Origin of the sequence: Enterobacter sp. 61D5 (assembly GCF_034107965.1) — a bacterium.
Lineage (GTDB): Bacteria > Pseudomonadota > Gammaproteobacteria > Enterobacterales > Enterobacteriaceae > Enterobacter > Enterobacter cloacae_M.
In genome coordinates, this window is sequence record NZ_JAWNFK010000008.1 from 222,189 (window position 1) to 237,557 (window position 15,369).

18 protein-coding genes are annotated in these 15,369 nt (G+C 53.9%); 17 read left to right on the forward strand and 1 reads right to left on the reverse strand.

The genetic code is table 11. The features are described 5' to 3' along the window. The first annotated feature begins 319 nt into the window (after positions 1-319). Entirely contained in the window at positions 320-1,267 is a 948-nt protein-coding gene (gene rluC / locus UTM25_RS10035; protein WP_024909023.1) for a 23S rRNA pseudouridine(955/2504/2580) synthase RluC, read from the forward strand. A gap of 66 nt (positions 1,268-1,333) precedes the next feature. On the opposite strand, the gene UTM25_RS10040 is transcribed toward rluC, so the two are convergent. Next, positions 1,334-1,918 carry a Maf family protein gene (locus tag UTM25_RS10040; protein WP_126794643.1) on the reverse strand — a complete coding sequence of 195 codons (585 nt, stop codon included), beginning with the start codon at positions 1,916-1,918 and terminating at the stop codon, positions 1,334-1,336. Positions 1,919-2,058: 140 nt separating this feature from the next. Between UTM25_RS10040 and yceD the strand changes: the two genes are divergently transcribed. The 16 genes from yceD (at position 2,059) to UTM25_RS10120 (ending at position 15,369) form a co-directional block, all read left to right on the forward strand. Further along, entirely contained in the window at positions 2,059-2,580 is a 522-nt protein-coding gene (gene yceD / locus UTM25_RS10045) for a 23S rRNA accumulation protein YceD (protein ID WP_014883375.1), read from the forward strand. A 16-nt stretch (positions 2,581-2,596) separates the two neighbouring features. Next, positions 2,597-2,770: a 50S ribosomal protein L32 gene (gene rpmF / locus UTM25_RS10050; protein WP_003857964.1), complete on the forward strand. Its 174-nt coding sequence runs from the start codon at positions 2,597-2,599 to the stop codon at positions 2,768-2,770. An 80-nt stretch (positions 2,771-2,850) separates the two neighbouring features. Next, entirely contained in the window at positions 2,851-3,885 is a 1,035-nt protein-coding gene (plsX, locus tag UTM25_RS10055) for a phosphate acyltransferase PlsX (RefSeq protein ID WP_059290957.1), read from the forward strand. 6 nt (positions 3,886-3,891) lie between these two features. After that, positions 3,892-4,845, forward strand: coding sequence for a beta-ketoacyl-ACP synthase III (locus tag UTM25_RS10060; protein ID WP_023311150.1), 954 nt, complete (start codon positions 3,892-3,894; stop codon positions 4,843-4,845). Positions 4,846-4,860: 15 nt separating this feature from the next. Further along, positions 4,861-5,790, forward strand: a complete 930-nt coding sequence (fabD, locus tag UTM25_RS10065; RefSeq protein WP_059346484.1) for an ACP S-malonyltransferase — start codon at positions 4,861-4,863, stop codon at positions 5,788-5,790. 12 nt (positions 5,791-5,802) lie between these two features. Continuing rightward, a complete protein-coding gene (gene fabG, locus UTM25_RS10070; RefSeq protein ID WP_008500795.1) occupies positions 5,803-6,537 on the forward strand; it encodes a 3-oxoacyl-ACP reductase FabG in 735 nt (244 codons plus the stop codon). Between the two features lie 154 nt (positions 6,538-6,691). Then, complete coding sequence (gene acpP / locus UTM25_RS10075) at positions 6,692-6,928, forward strand: acyl carrier protein (protein ID WP_003857954.1); 237 nt, start codon at positions 6,692-6,694, stop codon at positions 6,926-6,928. Positions 6,929-7,021: 93 nt separating this feature from the next. Beyond that, the gene (gene fabF, locus UTM25_RS10080) at positions 7,022-8,269 is read left to right on the forward strand and encodes a beta-ketoacyl-ACP synthase II (RefSeq protein WP_194401122.1); all 1,248 of its coding nucleotides are present in this window, start codon (positions 7,022-7,024) and stop codon (positions 8,267-8,269) included. 114 nt (positions 8,270-8,383) lie between these two features. Beyond that, the gene (gene pabC / locus UTM25_RS10085; RefSeq protein WP_194401121.1) at positions 8,384-9,193 is read left to right on the forward strand and encodes an aminodeoxychorismate lyase; all 810 of its coding nucleotides are present in this window, start codon (positions 8,384-8,386) and stop codon (positions 9,191-9,193) included. Positions 9,194-9,195: 2 nt separating this feature from the next. Beyond that, positions 9,196-10,218, forward strand: a complete 1,023-nt coding sequence (gene yceG / locus UTM25_RS10090; RefSeq protein WP_194401120.1) for a cell division protein YceG — start codon at positions 9,196-9,198, stop codon at positions 10,216-10,218. Beyond that, on the forward strand, positions 10,208-10,849 hold the full coding sequence (gene tmk, locus UTM25_RS10095) for a dTMP kinase (RefSeq protein ID WP_063144628.1): 642 nt from the start codon (positions 10,208-10,210) through the stop codon (positions 10,847-10,849). Before yceG ends, tmk begins: the two co-directional genes overlap by 11 nt. Next, complete coding sequence (holB, locus tag UTM25_RS10100; RefSeq protein WP_194401119.1) at positions 10,846-11,850, forward strand: DNA polymerase III subunit delta'; 1,005 nt, start codon at positions 10,846-10,848, stop codon at positions 11,848-11,850. Before tmk ends, holB begins: the two co-directional genes overlap by 4 nt. A 10-nt stretch (positions 11,851-11,860) precedes the next feature. Next, positions 11,861-12,655 (forward strand): metal-dependent hydrolase, encoded by a 795-nt coding sequence (locus UTM25_RS10105; protein WP_194401118.1) that lies wholly within the window; start codon positions 11,861-11,863, stop codon positions 12,653-12,655. Between the two features lie 297 nt (positions 12,656-12,952). Further along, entirely contained in the window at positions 12,953-14,386 is a 1,434-nt protein-coding gene (gene ptsG / locus UTM25_RS10110; RefSeq protein WP_023311158.1) for a PTS glucose transporter subunit IIBC, read from the forward strand. A 247-nt stretch (positions 14,387-14,633) separates the two neighbouring features. After that, entirely contained in the window at positions 14,634-14,993 is a 360-nt protein-coding gene (hinT, locus tag UTM25_RS10115; RefSeq protein ID WP_006809243.1) for a purine nucleoside phosphoramidase, read from the forward strand. A 1-nt stretch (position 14,994) separates the two neighbouring features. Next, entirely contained in the window at positions 14,995-15,369 is a 375-nt protein-coding gene (locus UTM25_RS10120) for a YcfL family protein (RefSeq protein WP_194401117.1), read from the forward strand.

The following is a 15,369-nucleotide window of genomic DNA, read 5'->3' on the forward strand; positions in this document are numbered from 1 at the left end:
TGCCTGAAAGATCAATACGTCTTACGCCATTGCTGCGTGGATGATCGGTCAGACAAAATTGGTCATTCCGTCAACATCCTTACTTAACCAGGATTTAACACGGAAAACAGCCTCATTATTCCACTGCTCGCCGGGTTATAGCAAGATGACTTTTACCAATTATCACCCGGTTACTCACAGTTTCTTCACTTCAGAATGGCGATTGGTTTAATAACCACCAAATCGGTTGCGTGAAACGGGGAGCTGGCCGGATAAAAGTAAATATAAGCATAGAAAAATGAGTGGCGCTAATGGCTGACGATATTTAGAATCGCCAACCATGAAAACAGAGACTCCAGCCGTAAAAATGGTTGCCATCGCCGAAGATGACGCGGGGCAACGTATCGATAACTTTTTGCGCACCCAGTTGAAAGGTGTGCCAAAGAGCATGATTTACCGCATCCTGCGCAAGGGCGAGGTGCGGGTGAACAAAAAACGCGTGAAGCCCGAGTACAAACTCGAGGCGGGCGATGAAGTGCGTATTCCGCCGGTGCGCGTTGCGGAACGTGAAGAAGAGACCGTTTCACCGAAGCTACAGAAAGTGGCGGCCCTGAGCGATGTGATCCTTTACGAAGATGACCACATTCTGGTGCTCAATAAACCGTCAGGAACGGCTGTCCATGGCGGTAGCGGTCTGAGCTTCGGCGTGATTGAAGGGCTGCGAGCCCTGCGCCCGGAAGCGCGCTTCCTTGAACTGGTGCACCGTCTTGACCGTGATACCTCTGGCGTACTGCTGGTGGCGAAAAAGCGTTCTGCGCTGCGTTCGCTGCATGAACAGCTGCGTGAAAAAGGGATGCAGAAAGACTACCTGGCGCTGGTGCGCGGTCAGTGGCAGTCCCATGTAAAAGTGGTGCAGGCGCCGCTGCTGAAGAACATTCTGCAAAGCGGCGAACGTATTGTCCGCGTGAGCCAGGAAGGAAAACCGTCTGAGACGCGCTTTAAAGTTGAAGAGCGCTATGAGTTTGCCACGCTGGTGCGCTGCAGTCCGGTGACCGGTCGTACCCACCAGATCCGCGTGCATACGCAGTTTGCAGGGCACCCAATTGCCTTTGATGACCGCTATGGCGACCGCGAGTTTGATAAGCAGCTGGCGGGGACGGGGCTGTCGCGTCTGTTCCTGCATGCGGCAGCGCTGAAGTTTACCCATCCTAATACGGGGGAAGTCATCCGTATTGAAGCGCCGCTGGACGAGCAGCTGAAACGCTGTCTTAAGGTTCTACGCGGCTGATTTTGCTTCCCTCCCTCTCCCTGTGGGAGAGGGCTGGGGTGAGGGCATCAGGCCGCAACCTTCCAGTCACATGGTCAGCGGATTACACTCTTCTCGCCTTAACATCTGACACAGGGCAATCAGCGGTAACCCCACCAGCGTGTTGGGATCGCGTCCATCCAGCTTGTCGAACAGCGCAATCCCCAATCCTTCACTTTTAAAGCTTCCAGCACAGTTCAGCGGACGTTCCCGGCGCACATAATCCACGATCTCTTGCTCGCTGAGATGGCGGAAGTGTACGTCGAACGGCTCGCATTCGGTTTGCAGATGACCGATGGCGGAGTTATAGAGCGCCAGGCCGGTATAAAAGGTCACGATAGTGCCTCGCGCACGCAGAAGCTGCTGACAGGCGTTCTCCTCCGTATGGGGCTTGCCGGTGATTTCGCCGTCCAGCACGCAAACCTGGTCTGAGCCTATAATCAAATGTGCGGGGTAACGTGCGGCCAGCGACTGCGCTTTCTCTTTAGCAAGACGCATCACCAGATGACGCGGTGATTCGCCCGGCTGTGGCGTCTCATCAACCTCTGGCGCGGCGCATTCAAACGGGATCCCGAGCTTTTCCAGCAGCATTCGGCGGTAGGGAGACGTGGAAGCAAGGACGAGATTTGGCATATTTTTATCACCAGATATAGCGTATCGATACCAGCCATTTTAAACTACAGGCCGCAATGTGTGCGAATAATTGGCAAAAGGCAGCTCTGGTTGCCTTTTTCTTTGACTCTATGACGTTACAAAGTTAATATGCGCGCCCTATGCAAAAGGTAAAATTACCCCTGACTCTTGATCCGGTTCGTACGGCTCAAAAACGCCTCGATTACGAAGGTATCTATACTTCCGATCAGGCTGAGCGTATTGCCGAATCCGTAGTCAGTGTGGACAGTGATGTAGAATGCTCCATGTCGTTCGCTATCGACAACCAGCGTCTCGCCGTTTTAACCGGTGATGCAAAGGTGACGGTAACGCTCGAGTGTCAGCGTTGCGGGAAACCGTTTGTACAGCATGTTCACACAACGTATTGTTTCAGTCCGGTTCGTTCTGACGAACAGGCTGAAGCACTCCCGGAAGCGTATGAGCCGATTGAGGTTAACGAATTCGGTGAAATCGATCTTCTGGCTCTGGTTGAAGATGAAATCATCCTCACCTTGCCAGTGGTTCCGGTGCATGATTCTGAACACTGTGAAGTGTCCGAGGCGGACATGGTCTTTGGGGAACTGCCTGATGAAGCGCAAAAACCAAACCCATTTGCCGTATTAGCCAGCTTAAAGCGTAAGTAATTGAGGAGTAAGGTCCATGGCCGTACAACAGAATAAACCAACCCGTTCCAAACGTGGCATGCGTCGTTCCCATGACGCGCTGACTGCAGTTACCAGCCTGTCTGTAGACAAGACTTCTGGTGAGAAACACCTGCGTCACCACATCACCGCTGACGGTTTCTACCGCGGCCGCAAGGTTATCACTAAGTAATCACGCGCAAGCGTGATTAGGCTTAGTGAGGATTTCCCCGTGCAAACGGGGAATTTACCGAACCAGGCTGCGACGATACCTTGACACGTCTAACCCTGGCGTTAGATGTCATGGGGGGAGATTTTGGCCCTTCCGTGACAGTGCCTGCAGCATTGCAGGCACTGAATTCTAATTCGCAACTCACACTTCTTTTAGTCGGCAATCCCGACACAATCACGCCATTACTCGCAAAAGCTGACTTTGAACAACGTTCGCGTCTGCAGATTATTCCTGCGCAGTCAGTTATTGCCAGTGATGCCCGACCCTCGCAGGCCATTCGCAATAGTCGTGGCAGCTCTATGCGGATAGCGCTGGAGCTGGTGAAAGAAGGGCGAGCTCAGGCTTGCGTCAGCGCGGGGAATACTGGCGCGCTGATGGGCCTCTCGAAATTGCTGCTCAAACCTATTGAAGGTATTGAGCGTCCGGCGCTGGTAACGGTGTTACCGCATCAGCAGAAGGGCAAGACGGTAGTGCTCGATTTGGGCGCTAACGTCGACTGTGATAGTACTATGCTGGCTCAGTTTGCCGTGATGGGATCGGTGCTGGCAGAAGAAGTCGTCGGGATCAACACTCCCCGTGTTGCGTTACTGAACATTGGTGAAGAAGAGACCAAAGGCCTGGACAGCATTCGCGAAGCGGCTGAATTGCTCAAACAGGTTCCCTCCATCAACTATATTGGTTATCTCGAAGCCAATGAGTTGTTGACGGGTAAAACGGATGTTCTGGTGTGCGATGGCTTCACCGGAAACGTCACGTTGAAGACCATGGAAGGGGTCGTACGCATGTTTCTTTCTCTGCTGAAATCTCAGGGAGAAGGTAAAAAAAGCGCCTGGTGGCTGATTTTATTGAAGCGTTGGTTACAAAAGAGCCTGACGCGGCGATTCAGTCACCTCAACCCCGACCAGTATAATGGCGCCTGTCTGTTAGGATTGCGCGGCATCGTGATTAAGAGTCATGGCGCCGCCAATCAGCGAGCATTTGCTGTCGCGATTGAACAGGCAGTGCAGGCGGTGCAGCGACAAGTCCCTCAGCGGATTGCCGCTCGCCTGGAATCTGTATTAGCTAAAAGTGACTGAGCGTACATGTATACGAAGATTTTAGGTACCGGCAGCTACCTGCCAAAACAAGTGCGTACCAACGCCGATCTGGAAAAAATGGTAGATACGTCTGACGAGTGGATTGTCACGCGCACAGGTATCCGTGAACGTCGTATTGCCGCGCCAGACGAAACCGTGTCGACCATGGGTTACGAAGCCGCACAGCGTGCTATCGAAATGGCGGGCATTGATAAAGAACAGATTGGTTTGATCGTGGTCGCCACGACGTCTGCCACGCATGCTTTCCCAAGCGCAGCGTGCCAGGTGCAAAATATGCTCGGCATTAAAGGCTGTCCGGCGTTTGACGTCGCTGCCGCGTGCGCAGGCTTCACCTATGCGCTGAGCGTCGCCGATCAGTACGTGAAATCCGGTGCCGTTAAATACGCGCTGGTGATCGGTGCTGACGTGCTGGCGCGTACCTGCGATCCAACCGATCGTGGAACGATCATTATTTTTGGTGATGGTGCGGGTGCGGTGCTGCTGGGGCAGTCCGAAGAGCCGGGTATCATCTCTACGCATCTGCATGCTGATGGCAGCTATGGCGAACTGTTGACCCTGCCTAACGCCGATCGCGTTAATCCGGACAACTCGATTTACCTGACTATGGCAGGAAACGAGGTGTTCAAGGTGGCGGTAACCGAGCTTGCACACATCGTTGATGAAACGCTGGAAGCGAATAACCTTGAGCGTACCGCGCTCGACTGGCTGGTGCCGCATCAGGCGAACCTGCGTATCATCAGCGCTACCGCGAAAAAGCTGGGCATGTCGATGGATAACGTTGTAGTGACGCTGGATCGTCACGGCAACACCTCTGCGGCGTCGGTACCGTGCGCATTTGATGAAGCGGTACGCGATGGACGAATCAAACGGGGCCAGCTGGTCTTGCTTGAAGCCTTCGGTGGCGGGTTCACCTGGGGTTCCGCGCTGGTTCGTTTCTAGTATAAGGAATAAAAAATGACGCAATTTGCTTTTGTGTTCCCGGGCCAGGGCTCTCAAACCGTTGGGATGTTGTCTGAAATGGCAGCACACTATCCGGTAATTGAAGAGACTTTCCGTGAAGCTTCTGATGCACTGGGTTATGATTTATGGGCGCTGACCCAGCAGGGGCCGGCCGAAGAACTGAACAAAACCTGGCAGACCCAGCCAGCGCTGCTGACCGCGTCCGTTGCGCTGTGGCGTGTCTGGCAGCAGCAGGGCGGTAAAGCGCCAGCGCTGCTCGCGGGTCATAGCCTGGGTGAATACTCTGCGCTGGTGTGTGCCGGCGTGATCGCGTTTGCTGACGCGGTACGTCTGGTTGAACTGCGTGGTAAATTCATGCAGGAAGCGGTGCCGGAAGGCACGGGCGGCATGTCTGCCATCATCGGTCTGGATGATGCTGCAATTGCAAAAGCGTGTGAAGAATCTGCTGAAGGCCAGGTTGTCTCTCCGGTAAACTTCAACTCGCCGGGCCAGGTGGTTATTGCCGGCCATAAAGAAGCGGTTGAACGCGCGGGTGCGGCCTGTAAAGCAGCGGGTGCTAAGCGTGCGCTGCCACTTCCGGTCAGCGTGCCGTCTCACTGTGCTCTGATGAAGCCTGCCGCCGAGAAGCTGGCGGTTGAGCTGGAAAAAATTACGTTTAACGCACCGACGATTTCCGTTGTGAACAACGTCGATGTGAAATGCGAAACCACGCCGGAAGCTATCCGCGACGCGCTGGTTCGCCAGCTCTACAGCCCGGTACAGTGGACCAAAACCGTTGAGTTTATGGCCGCTCAGGGCGTCGAGCATCTGTATGAAGTCGGCCCAGGTAAAGTCCTCACCGGTCTGACAAAACGTATTGTTGACACCCTGACAGCCTCGGCGATTAACGAGCCGGAAGCGATGTCAGCGGCACTCTCGCAATAAAAGAGGAATACCATGAGTTTTGAAGGAAAAATCGCCCTGGTCACTGGCGCAAGCCGCGGTATTGGGCGTGCAATTGCTGAAACACTGGTTGCGCGCGGCGCGAAGGTGATTGGTACAGCAACCAGCGAGAATGGCGCTCAGGCCATCAGCGAGTATCTGGGTGCAAACGGTAAAGGTCTGGTACTGAATGTGACTGAACCTGCATCTATTGAATCTGTTCTGGAAAATATTCGCGCAGAGTTTGGTGAAGTGGATATTCTGGTAAACAATGCCGGGATCACTCGCGATAACCTGTTAATGCGAATGAAAGACGACGAGTGGAACGATATCATCGAAACCAACCTGTCATCTGTATTCCGTCTGTCAAAAGCGGTAATGCGCGCTATGATGAAAAAGCGTCATGGTCGTATTATCACTGTCGGTTCTGTGGTTGGTACCATGGGAAATGCTGGTCAGGCTAACTACGCTGCGGCGAAAGCAGGTCTGATTGGTTTCAGTAAGTCGCTGGCGCGTGAAGTTGCGTCCCGCGGTATTACGGTAAACGTTGTTGCTCCGGGCTTTATTGAAACGGACATGACGCGTGCGCTGACTGATGAGCAGCGTGCGGGTACGCTGGCGGCAGTTCCGGCGGGTCGTCTTGGCGACCCTAAAGAAATCGCCAGTGCGGTTGCATTTTTAGCCTCTGACGAAGCGGGTTACATCACTGGTGAGACCCTCCACGTCAACGGCGGGATGTATATGGTTTAACCACGATGAAAAATATTTGCGTTATTAGGGCGAATGGCCTCAAAATAACGTAAAATCGTGGTACGAACTGCCGGGATTTAGTTGCAAATTTTTCAACATTTTATACACTACGAAAACCATCGCGAAAGCGAGTTTTGATAGGAAATTTAAGAGTATGAGCACTATCGAAGAACGCGTTAAGAAAATTATCGGCGAACAGCTGGGCGTTAAGCAGGAAGAAGTTGTGAACTCCGCTTCCTTCGTTGAAGACCTGGGCGCAGATTCTCTTGACACCGTTGAGCTGGTAATGGCTCTGGAAGAAGAGTTTGATACTGAGATTCCGGACGAAGAAGCTGAGAAGATCACCACCGTTCAGGCTGCCATTGATTACATCAACGGTCACCAGGCGTAAGTGAACATCTCCAGGCGGTCATTCGACCGCCTGAGTTTTATCTTTATTTAGTCCCACGAATCTCTTTTTTTTATCCCTCCCTGGAGGACAAACGTGTCTAAGCGTCGTGTAGTTGTGACCGGACTTGGCATGTTGTCTCCTGTCGGCAATACCGTAGAGTCCACCTGGAAAGCTCTCCTTGCCGGTCAGAGCGGCATCAGCCTAATCGACCATTTCGATACTAGCGCCTATGCAACAAAATTTGCTGGCTTAGTAAAGGATTTTAACTGTGAAGATATCATCTCGCGCAAAGAACAGCGCAAGATGGATGCCTTCATTCAATATGGAATTGTCGCTGGCGTTCAGGCCATGCAGGATTCTGGTCTTGAAATTACGGAAGAGAACGCAACCCGTATCGGCGCCGCTATCGGCTCCGGGATTGGCGGTCTTGGCCTGATTGAGGAAAACCATACATCTCTGATGAATGGCGGCCCGCGTAAGATCAGCCCGTTCTTCGTTCCGTCCACGATTGTTAACATGGTGGCGGGTCACCTGACCATCATGTTCGGCCTGCGTGGGCCAAGCATTTCAATCGCGACTGCCTGTACGTCTGGCGTACATAACATCGGCCAGGCCGCGCGCATTATTGCGTACGGCGATGCAGATGCTATGGTTGCGGGCGGTGCTGAAAAAGCCAGTACCCCACTGGGTGTCGGCGGTTTCGGTGCGGCGCGTGCGCTGTCTACCCGTAATGATAATCCGCAGGCGGCGAGCCGTCCGTGGGATAAAGATCGTGACGGCTTCGTGCTGGGCGACGGGGCGGGCATGATCGTACTGGAAGAATACGAACACGCGAAAAAACGCGGCGCGAAAATTTATGCTGAAATCGTTGGTTTCGGCATGAGCAGCGATGCTTACCACATGACGTCTCCTCCTGAGAACGGCGCGGGTGCTGCGCTGGCGATGGAAAACGCGATTCGTGATGCGGGTATTACCCCAGCACAAATTGGCTACGTGAACGCGCACGGTACTTCTACACCTGCAGGCGATAAAGCTGAAGCTCAGGCGGTTAAGTCTATCTTCGGCGAATCTGCCAGCCGCGTAATGGTGAGCTCCACCAAGTCCATGACCGGTCACCTGTTGGGTGCGGCGGGTGCGGTAGAGTCAATCTACTCCATCCTTGCGCTGCGGGATCAGGCTGTTCCGCCAACCATCAACCTGGATAACCCGGATGAAGGTTGCGATCTGGACTTCGTTCCTCACGAAGCGCGTCAGGTTAGCGGTATGGAGTACACCCTGTGTAACTCCTTCGGCTTCGGCGGTACCAACGGCTCTCTGATCTTCAAAAAGATCTTATCCTGACGTCCCGATAGCATTTAAAAAGGTCCGCTTGCCGGGCCTTTTTTATTAAGCCTAATCTTCTTGTCGGCTGCATGACATCCTGCCAGACTAAATGCCCATGCATAAGGAGCCACCATGTTTTTAATCAATGGCCTTGAGCAGGACACGCTGCCTGCCAGCGACAGGGCGATACAGTTCGGTGATGGTTGCTTTACGACGGCGCGCATTCTGGAAGGCGATGTCTGCCTGCTGGAGGCGCACATTCGACGCCTGCAGCATGGCTGTGAAAAGCTCATGATCCCCTTTACGCACTGGGACACGTTGCGTCAGGAAATGTGCCAAATGGCTACGGGGAAGGACAGCGGCGTACTCAAAGTGATCATCAGCCGCGGCAGTGGTGGCCGGGGTTACAGCGCTGCATCGTGTCTCAACCCTGCGCGTATTCTCTCCGTTTCTGCTTATCCCGCGCATTACACTCGCTGGCGAGAAGAGGGCGTCACGCTGACGCTGAGCCCGGTACGGCTGGGACGAAACCCGATGCTGGCCGGGCTTAAGCATCTCAACCGCCTCGAGCAGGTGCTCATTCGTACTCATCTTGAACAGACGGACGCCGATGAGGCGCTGGTTCTTGACAGCGAAGGGTTCATTACGGAATGCTGTGCGGCTAATTTATTCTGGCGACAGGGGGGAGAAGTGTTCACCCCGTCGCTGGAGCACGCTGGCGTAAATGGGTTAATGCGTCAGTTTTGTCTGCAACAGCTGGCACGCTCTGGCTTTCGCGTTGTCGAAGTTAGCGCAGGAGAAGCCGCGCTACAGACCGCCGATGAAGTCATCATCTGCAATGCGCTGATGCCTGTTGTACCCGTCCGTGCGTATGGCCAACAACGATGGTCTTCGCGCGAACTGTTTCAGTTTTTAGCCCCGAAATGTGAGCAAACCAGATAGTCATGAAAAAAATGTTGCGCTTTGTCCTTATCCTCATCGTTGTGCTGGCTGTCGCTGGCGGAGCAGGCGTATGGAAAGTTCGCCAGCTGGCGGACAGCAAGATCCTGGTTAAAGACGAAACGATCTTTACCCTTAAAGCGGGAACCGGCCGCCAGGCGCTTGGGGAACAGCTCTATGGCGACAAGATTATCAATCGTCCCCGGGTATTCCAGTGGTTATTGCGCGTGGAGCCTGAGCTGTCACATTTCAAAGCTGGCACCTATCGCTTTACGCCGGGAATGACCGTCAGAGAGATGCTGCAGCTGCTGGAAAGCGGCAAAGAAGCGCAGTTCCCTCTGCGGTTTGTGGAAGGGATGCGCCTGAACGATTACCTCAAACAGCTGCGTGACGCGCCATATATCAAACACACATTAAAAGACGATCGCTATCAGACGGTGGCCGAGGTGCTGAAACTTGAACATCCGGAATGGGTGGAAGGCTGGTTCTGGCCAGACACCTGGATGTACACGGCAGGAACGACCGATGTGGCGATTCTGAAGAGGGCGCACAAAAAAATGGTTGCCGCCGTAGATGCCGCCTGGGAAGGGCGAATGGAAGGACTGCCTTACAGCGATCGGAACCAGTTTGTAACCATGGCCTCAATCATTGAGAAAGAGACGGCCATCGCTGCTGAGCGCGATCGGGTGGCGTCAGTATTTATCAACCGTCTGCGCATCGGCATGCGTCTGCAAACCGACCCTACCGTAATCTACGGCATGGGCGAGAGCTATACTGGCAAAATCTCAAGAAAAGATCTGGAGACGCCAACGGCGTATAATACCTACGTGATTAGCGGTTTACCGCCGGGCCCGATCGCCACGCCGAGCGAAGCGTCGCTCAAAGCCGCCGCGCATCCGGCTAAAACACCGTATCTCTATTTTGTGGCTGATGGAAAAGGGGGGCATACCTTTAACACCAACCTTGCCAGCCACAATCGCTCTGTTCAGGACTATCTGAAGGCACTTAAGGAAAAAAATGCGCAGTAAATACATTGTCATTGAGGGACTCGAAGGGGCGGGTAAAACCACTGCCCGCAACGTGGTGGTGGATACGCTCAAAGCGCTTGGCGTGGCGGACATGGTATTTACCCGCGAGCCGGGCGGTACGCAGCTGGCTGAAAAGCTGCGCAGCCTGGTGCTGGATATTAAATCCGTCGGCGACGAAGTTATCACTGACAAAGCCGAAGTGCTGATGTTCTACGCGGCGCGCGTTCAGCTGGTTGAGACGGTTATCAAACCCGCCCTGGCCGACGGCAAGTGGGTGATCGGCGACCGTCACGATCTGTCGACTCAGGCTTATCAGGGCGGAGGGCGCGGCATTGACCAGACAATGCTCGCAACGCTGCGTAATGCCGTATTGGGTGATTTTCGCCCCGACCTGACGCTTTATCTGGATGTGACCCCGGAAGTGGGTCTCAAACGCGCCCGCGCGCGCGGTGAGCTTGACCGCATTGAACAAGAGTCGTTTGATTTCTTTAACCGCACCCGTGCGCGCTATCTTGAACTGGCCGCACAGGACAGCTCAATTTGTACCATCGATGCGACGCAGTCCCTGGACGACGTCACGCGCGACATTCAGCATACCATTACGCAGTGGGTGCAGGAGCAGCAGGCATGAAATGGTATCCATGGTTGCGCCCACACTTTGAACAGCTGATCGGCAGCTATCAGGCGGGTCGGGGGCATCATGCGTTACTGATTCAGGCATTGCCAGGGATGGGGGATGAAGCACTGATTTACGCCATCACCCGTTTTCTGATGTGTCAGCAGCCCGAAGGGCACAAGAGCTGTGGAAAATGCCGTGGCTGTCAGCTGATGCAGGCCGGCACGCATCCTGACTATTACACCCTTGAGCCTGAAAAGGGCAAAAGCGCGCTCGGTATTGATGCAGTGCGTGAAGTCGGTGAAAAATTGTATGAACACGCGCGACTGGGCGGCGCTAAAGTGGTCTGGCTTAAAGACGCCACGCTGCTGACCGAGGCTGCTGCTAACGCTCTGCTGAAAACCCTGGAAGAGCCGCCGGTAAAAACGTGGTTTTTCCTCTCATGCCGCGACCCGGGACGATTACTGGCGACGCTGCGCAGCCGTTGTCGTCTTCATCACCTTGCAGTACCTCAGGAATCGTGGGCGCTGAGCTGGCTTGAGCGTGAGGTGACAACGTCACCTGAGAGCGCGCTGACCGCCTTGCGCCTGAGCAGCGGCGCGCCTGCTGCGGCGCTGGCACTACTGCAGCCTGACGTCTGGTCAGAGCGAGAAACGCTCTGCCGCGCCCTGGATGCCTCACTGAACAGTCACGACTGGCTAAGTTTACTCCCTGCGCTTAACAGCGATCGGGTCGTTGAGCGTTTGCACTGGCTTGCCTCCTTGCTGCTGGATGCGCTCAAAATCCAGCAAGGTGCAACGCTTCTGACCAACCCGGATGCGTGGCCACTGGTGAATACGCTGGCGAACCGCCTCTCAGGGAAGATTCTTCACGCGATGCTCCATGAAATTTGCCAGAGTCGTGAACAGCTTTTAACCGTGACGGGTCTTAATCGCGAGCTTTTACTGACCGACCAGTTACTGTGTATCGAACATTACCTGCAACCCGGCGTCACACCGCCTGTTTCCCATCTCTGAGAGAGACATTATGTTTTTAGTCGACTCACACTGCCATCTTGATGGCCTGGATTATCAATCCCTGCATAAAAACGTGGATGACGTGCTGGCAAAAGCCGCTGCCCGCGATGTGAAATTCTGTCTTGCTGTGGCGACGACGCTGCCGGGCTACCGCTCCATGCGTGAGCTGGTAGGCATTCGCGATAACGTGGTTTTCTCCTGCGGCGTGCACCCGTTGAATCAGGACGAAGCGTATGACGTTGAGGATCTGCGCCGGCTGGCAGCAGAAGAGGGCGTGGTGGCGATGGGCGAGACCGGGTTGGACTATTTTTACACGCCGGAAACTAAGCCTCGCCAACAGGAGTCCTTCCGCAACCATATTCGCATTGGCCTGGAACTGAACAAACCGGTTATCGTCCACACCCGCGATGCGCGTGCGGATACGCTGGCGATCCTCCGGGAAGAAAACGTGACGGATTGCGGTGGCGTACTACACTGTTTCACAGAAGACAGAGAAACGGCGGGTAAACTGCTTGATTTGGGGTTTTATATCTCGTTTTCTGGGATCGTGACGTTCCGTAACGCTGACCAGCTCCGTGATGCTGCACGTTATGTTCCGCTCGATCGCATTCTGGTAGAGACAGATTCTCCATATCTGGCACCGGTTCCACATCGCGGTAAAGAAAACCAGCCCGCGATGACGAGAGATGTGGCTGAGTACATGGCCGTACTGAAGGGCGTCAGCATCGATGAGCTGGCCCGTGTGACGACGGAAAACTTCTCCACGCTGTTCCATATCGACCCCGCCCGCCTGCAATCTGTCTGATACACCTGTTTTTTTTAGGCTCGTAATTAATAAGTAAAGCGAGTAAAGTTCACCGCCTCATTTGGGGCGGTGAGTGTGTATTTAGACACATTCGGACATGCTTTTTGTAAATAACTGAAAGTTTTTCGACCGCCTTAAGCTGAAACGTGATAGCCGTCAAACAAACTCAGAGGGAATTATTTTACTCTGTGTAATAAATAAAGGGCGCTTAGATGTCCTGTCCACGGCACGGTACTCCCCCCGGGCCAATGCGTGAAAGCGTAAAAAAAGCACAAATACTCAGGAGCACTCTCAATTATGTTTAAGAATGCATTTGCTAACCTGCAAAAGGTCGGTAAATCGCTGATGCTGCCAGTATCCGTACTGCCTATCGCAGGTATCCTGCTGGGTGTCGGTTCTGCTAACTTCAGCTGGCTGCCAGCCGTAGTGTCCCACGTGATGGCCGAAGCAGGCGGTTCTGTCTTTGCTAACATGCCACTGATCTTCGCGATCGGTGTGGCTCTGGGCTTCACCAATAACGACGGCGTTTCTGCGCTGGCTGCAGTGGTTGCCTACGGCATCATGGTGAAAACCATGGCTGTGGTTGCTCCGCTGGTTCTGCATTTACCGGCAGAAGAGATCGCCGCGAAACACCTGGCGGACACCGGTGTTCTGGGCGGTATCATCTCCGGTGCGATTGCAGCGTATATGTTTAACCGCTTCTATCGCATCAAGCTGCCTGAGTATCTGGGCTTCTTCGCGGGCAAGCGTTTCGTTCCGATCATCTCTGGTCTGGCAGCGATTTTCACTGGCGTGATCCTGTCCTTCATCTGGCCACCAATCGGCTCTGCTATCCAGACCTTCTCTCAGTGGGCTGCTTACCAGAACCCGGTTGTGGCGTTTGGTATCTACGGCTTCATCGAGCGTTGCCTGGTGCCATTCGGTCTGCACCACATCTGGAACGTTCCATTCCAGATGCAGATTGGTGAATTCACCAACGCAGCAGGTCAGGTATTCCACGGCGATATCCCACGTTATATGGCGGGCGACCCAACTGCAGGTAAACTGTCTGGTGGCTTCCTGTTCAAAATGTACGGTCTGCCAGCAGCGGCGATTGCTATCTGGCACTCTGCTAAGCCAGAGAACCGTGCAAAAGTGGGCGGTATCATGATCTCCGCAGCGCTGACCTCGTTCCTGACCGGTATCACCGAGCCGATCGAGTTCTCCTTCATGTTCGTTGCGCCGATCCTGTACGTTATCCACGCGATTCTGGCGGGCCTGGCGTTCCCAATCTGTATCCTGCTGGGTATGCGTGACGGTACGTCCTTCTCTCACGGTCTGATCGACTTCATCGTTCTGTCCGGTAACAGCAGCAAACTGTGGCTGTTCCCAATCGTGGGTGCGTGCTATGCCGTTGTTTACTACACCATCTTCCGCGTGCTGATTAAAGCACTGGACCTGAAAACTCCGGGTCGTGAAGATGCGACAGAAGACAGCAAAGCTGGCGCTACCAGCGAAATGGCTCCGGCACTGGTCGCAGCGTTCGGCGGTAAAGAGAACATCACTAACCTGGACGCGTGCATCACTCGTCTGCGTGTGAGCGTTGCCGACGTAGCGAAAGTAGACCAGCCGGGTCTGAAAAAACTGGGCGCAGCGGGCGTAGTTGTTGCAGGTTCTGGTGTACAGGCAATCTTCGGTACTAAATCCGATAACCTGAAAACCGAAATGGATGAGTACATCCGCAGCAACTAAGTTGTGACCTGGGGAGACTAAGGCAGCCGAATGGCTGCCTTTTTTATTTGTGTCTTAAAAAACGCCACTGAGACGCGAGAGCGGTTACTCTTCAGTCAGCTGATGAACATTCAGGAAAGAAATCGAGGGAGGAGGTTGAAAGGACAGGAGAAACTCGCTCATACTCTTGGATTGTGTCACACACCGATCCCGGGAGTGTGTTTACAGCGGACGCATTGCGCCAGATTAAACAAAAAAGGAAAAGGTCATGGCTGAAGAAACGATTTTCAGTAAAATTATCCGCCGCGAAATTCCGTCAGATATCGTCTATCAGGATGAACTGGTGACGGCTTTCCGGGACATTTCCCCTCAGGCTCCGACGCACATCCTTATCATTCCCAATATTCTGATTCCGACTGTAAACGACGTAAAAACCGAGCATGAAGTGGCGTTAGGTCGTATGCTGACGGTGGCTGCCAAAATCGCTGAACAGGAAGGGATTGCAGAAGACGGTTACCGTCTGATCATGAACTGCAACCGCCATGGTGGTCAGGAAGTTTATCATATTCACATGCATCTGCTGGGTGGTCGTCCTCTGGGGCCGATGCTGGCACATAAAGGTCTTTGACATGCTGAAAGGGCGTATTGCAGCGCTGGTAATGGCGATGATGATTATGGGGTGCAGCTCGCGTCCGGCGATCCCCGTGAATGATGAACAGACGCTGGTCATGGAGTCCTCCGTGCTTGCCGCGGGTATTACGGCGCAACAGCCCGCGTTGACCATCAGCGAAATCAACTCATCTGCCTCCTCTACGCTCTTTAATGAAAGACATGAACCCGTGAGGGTCCACTACCGTTTTTTCTGGTATGACGTAAGAGGTCTTGAAATGCATCCGCTGGAGGCGCCTCGCAGCGTCACCATTCCGGCCAGGTCGTCGGTAACGCTCTATGGCAGCGCCAACTATCTGGGTGCGCATAAGGTGAGACTTTATCTTTATCTCTGA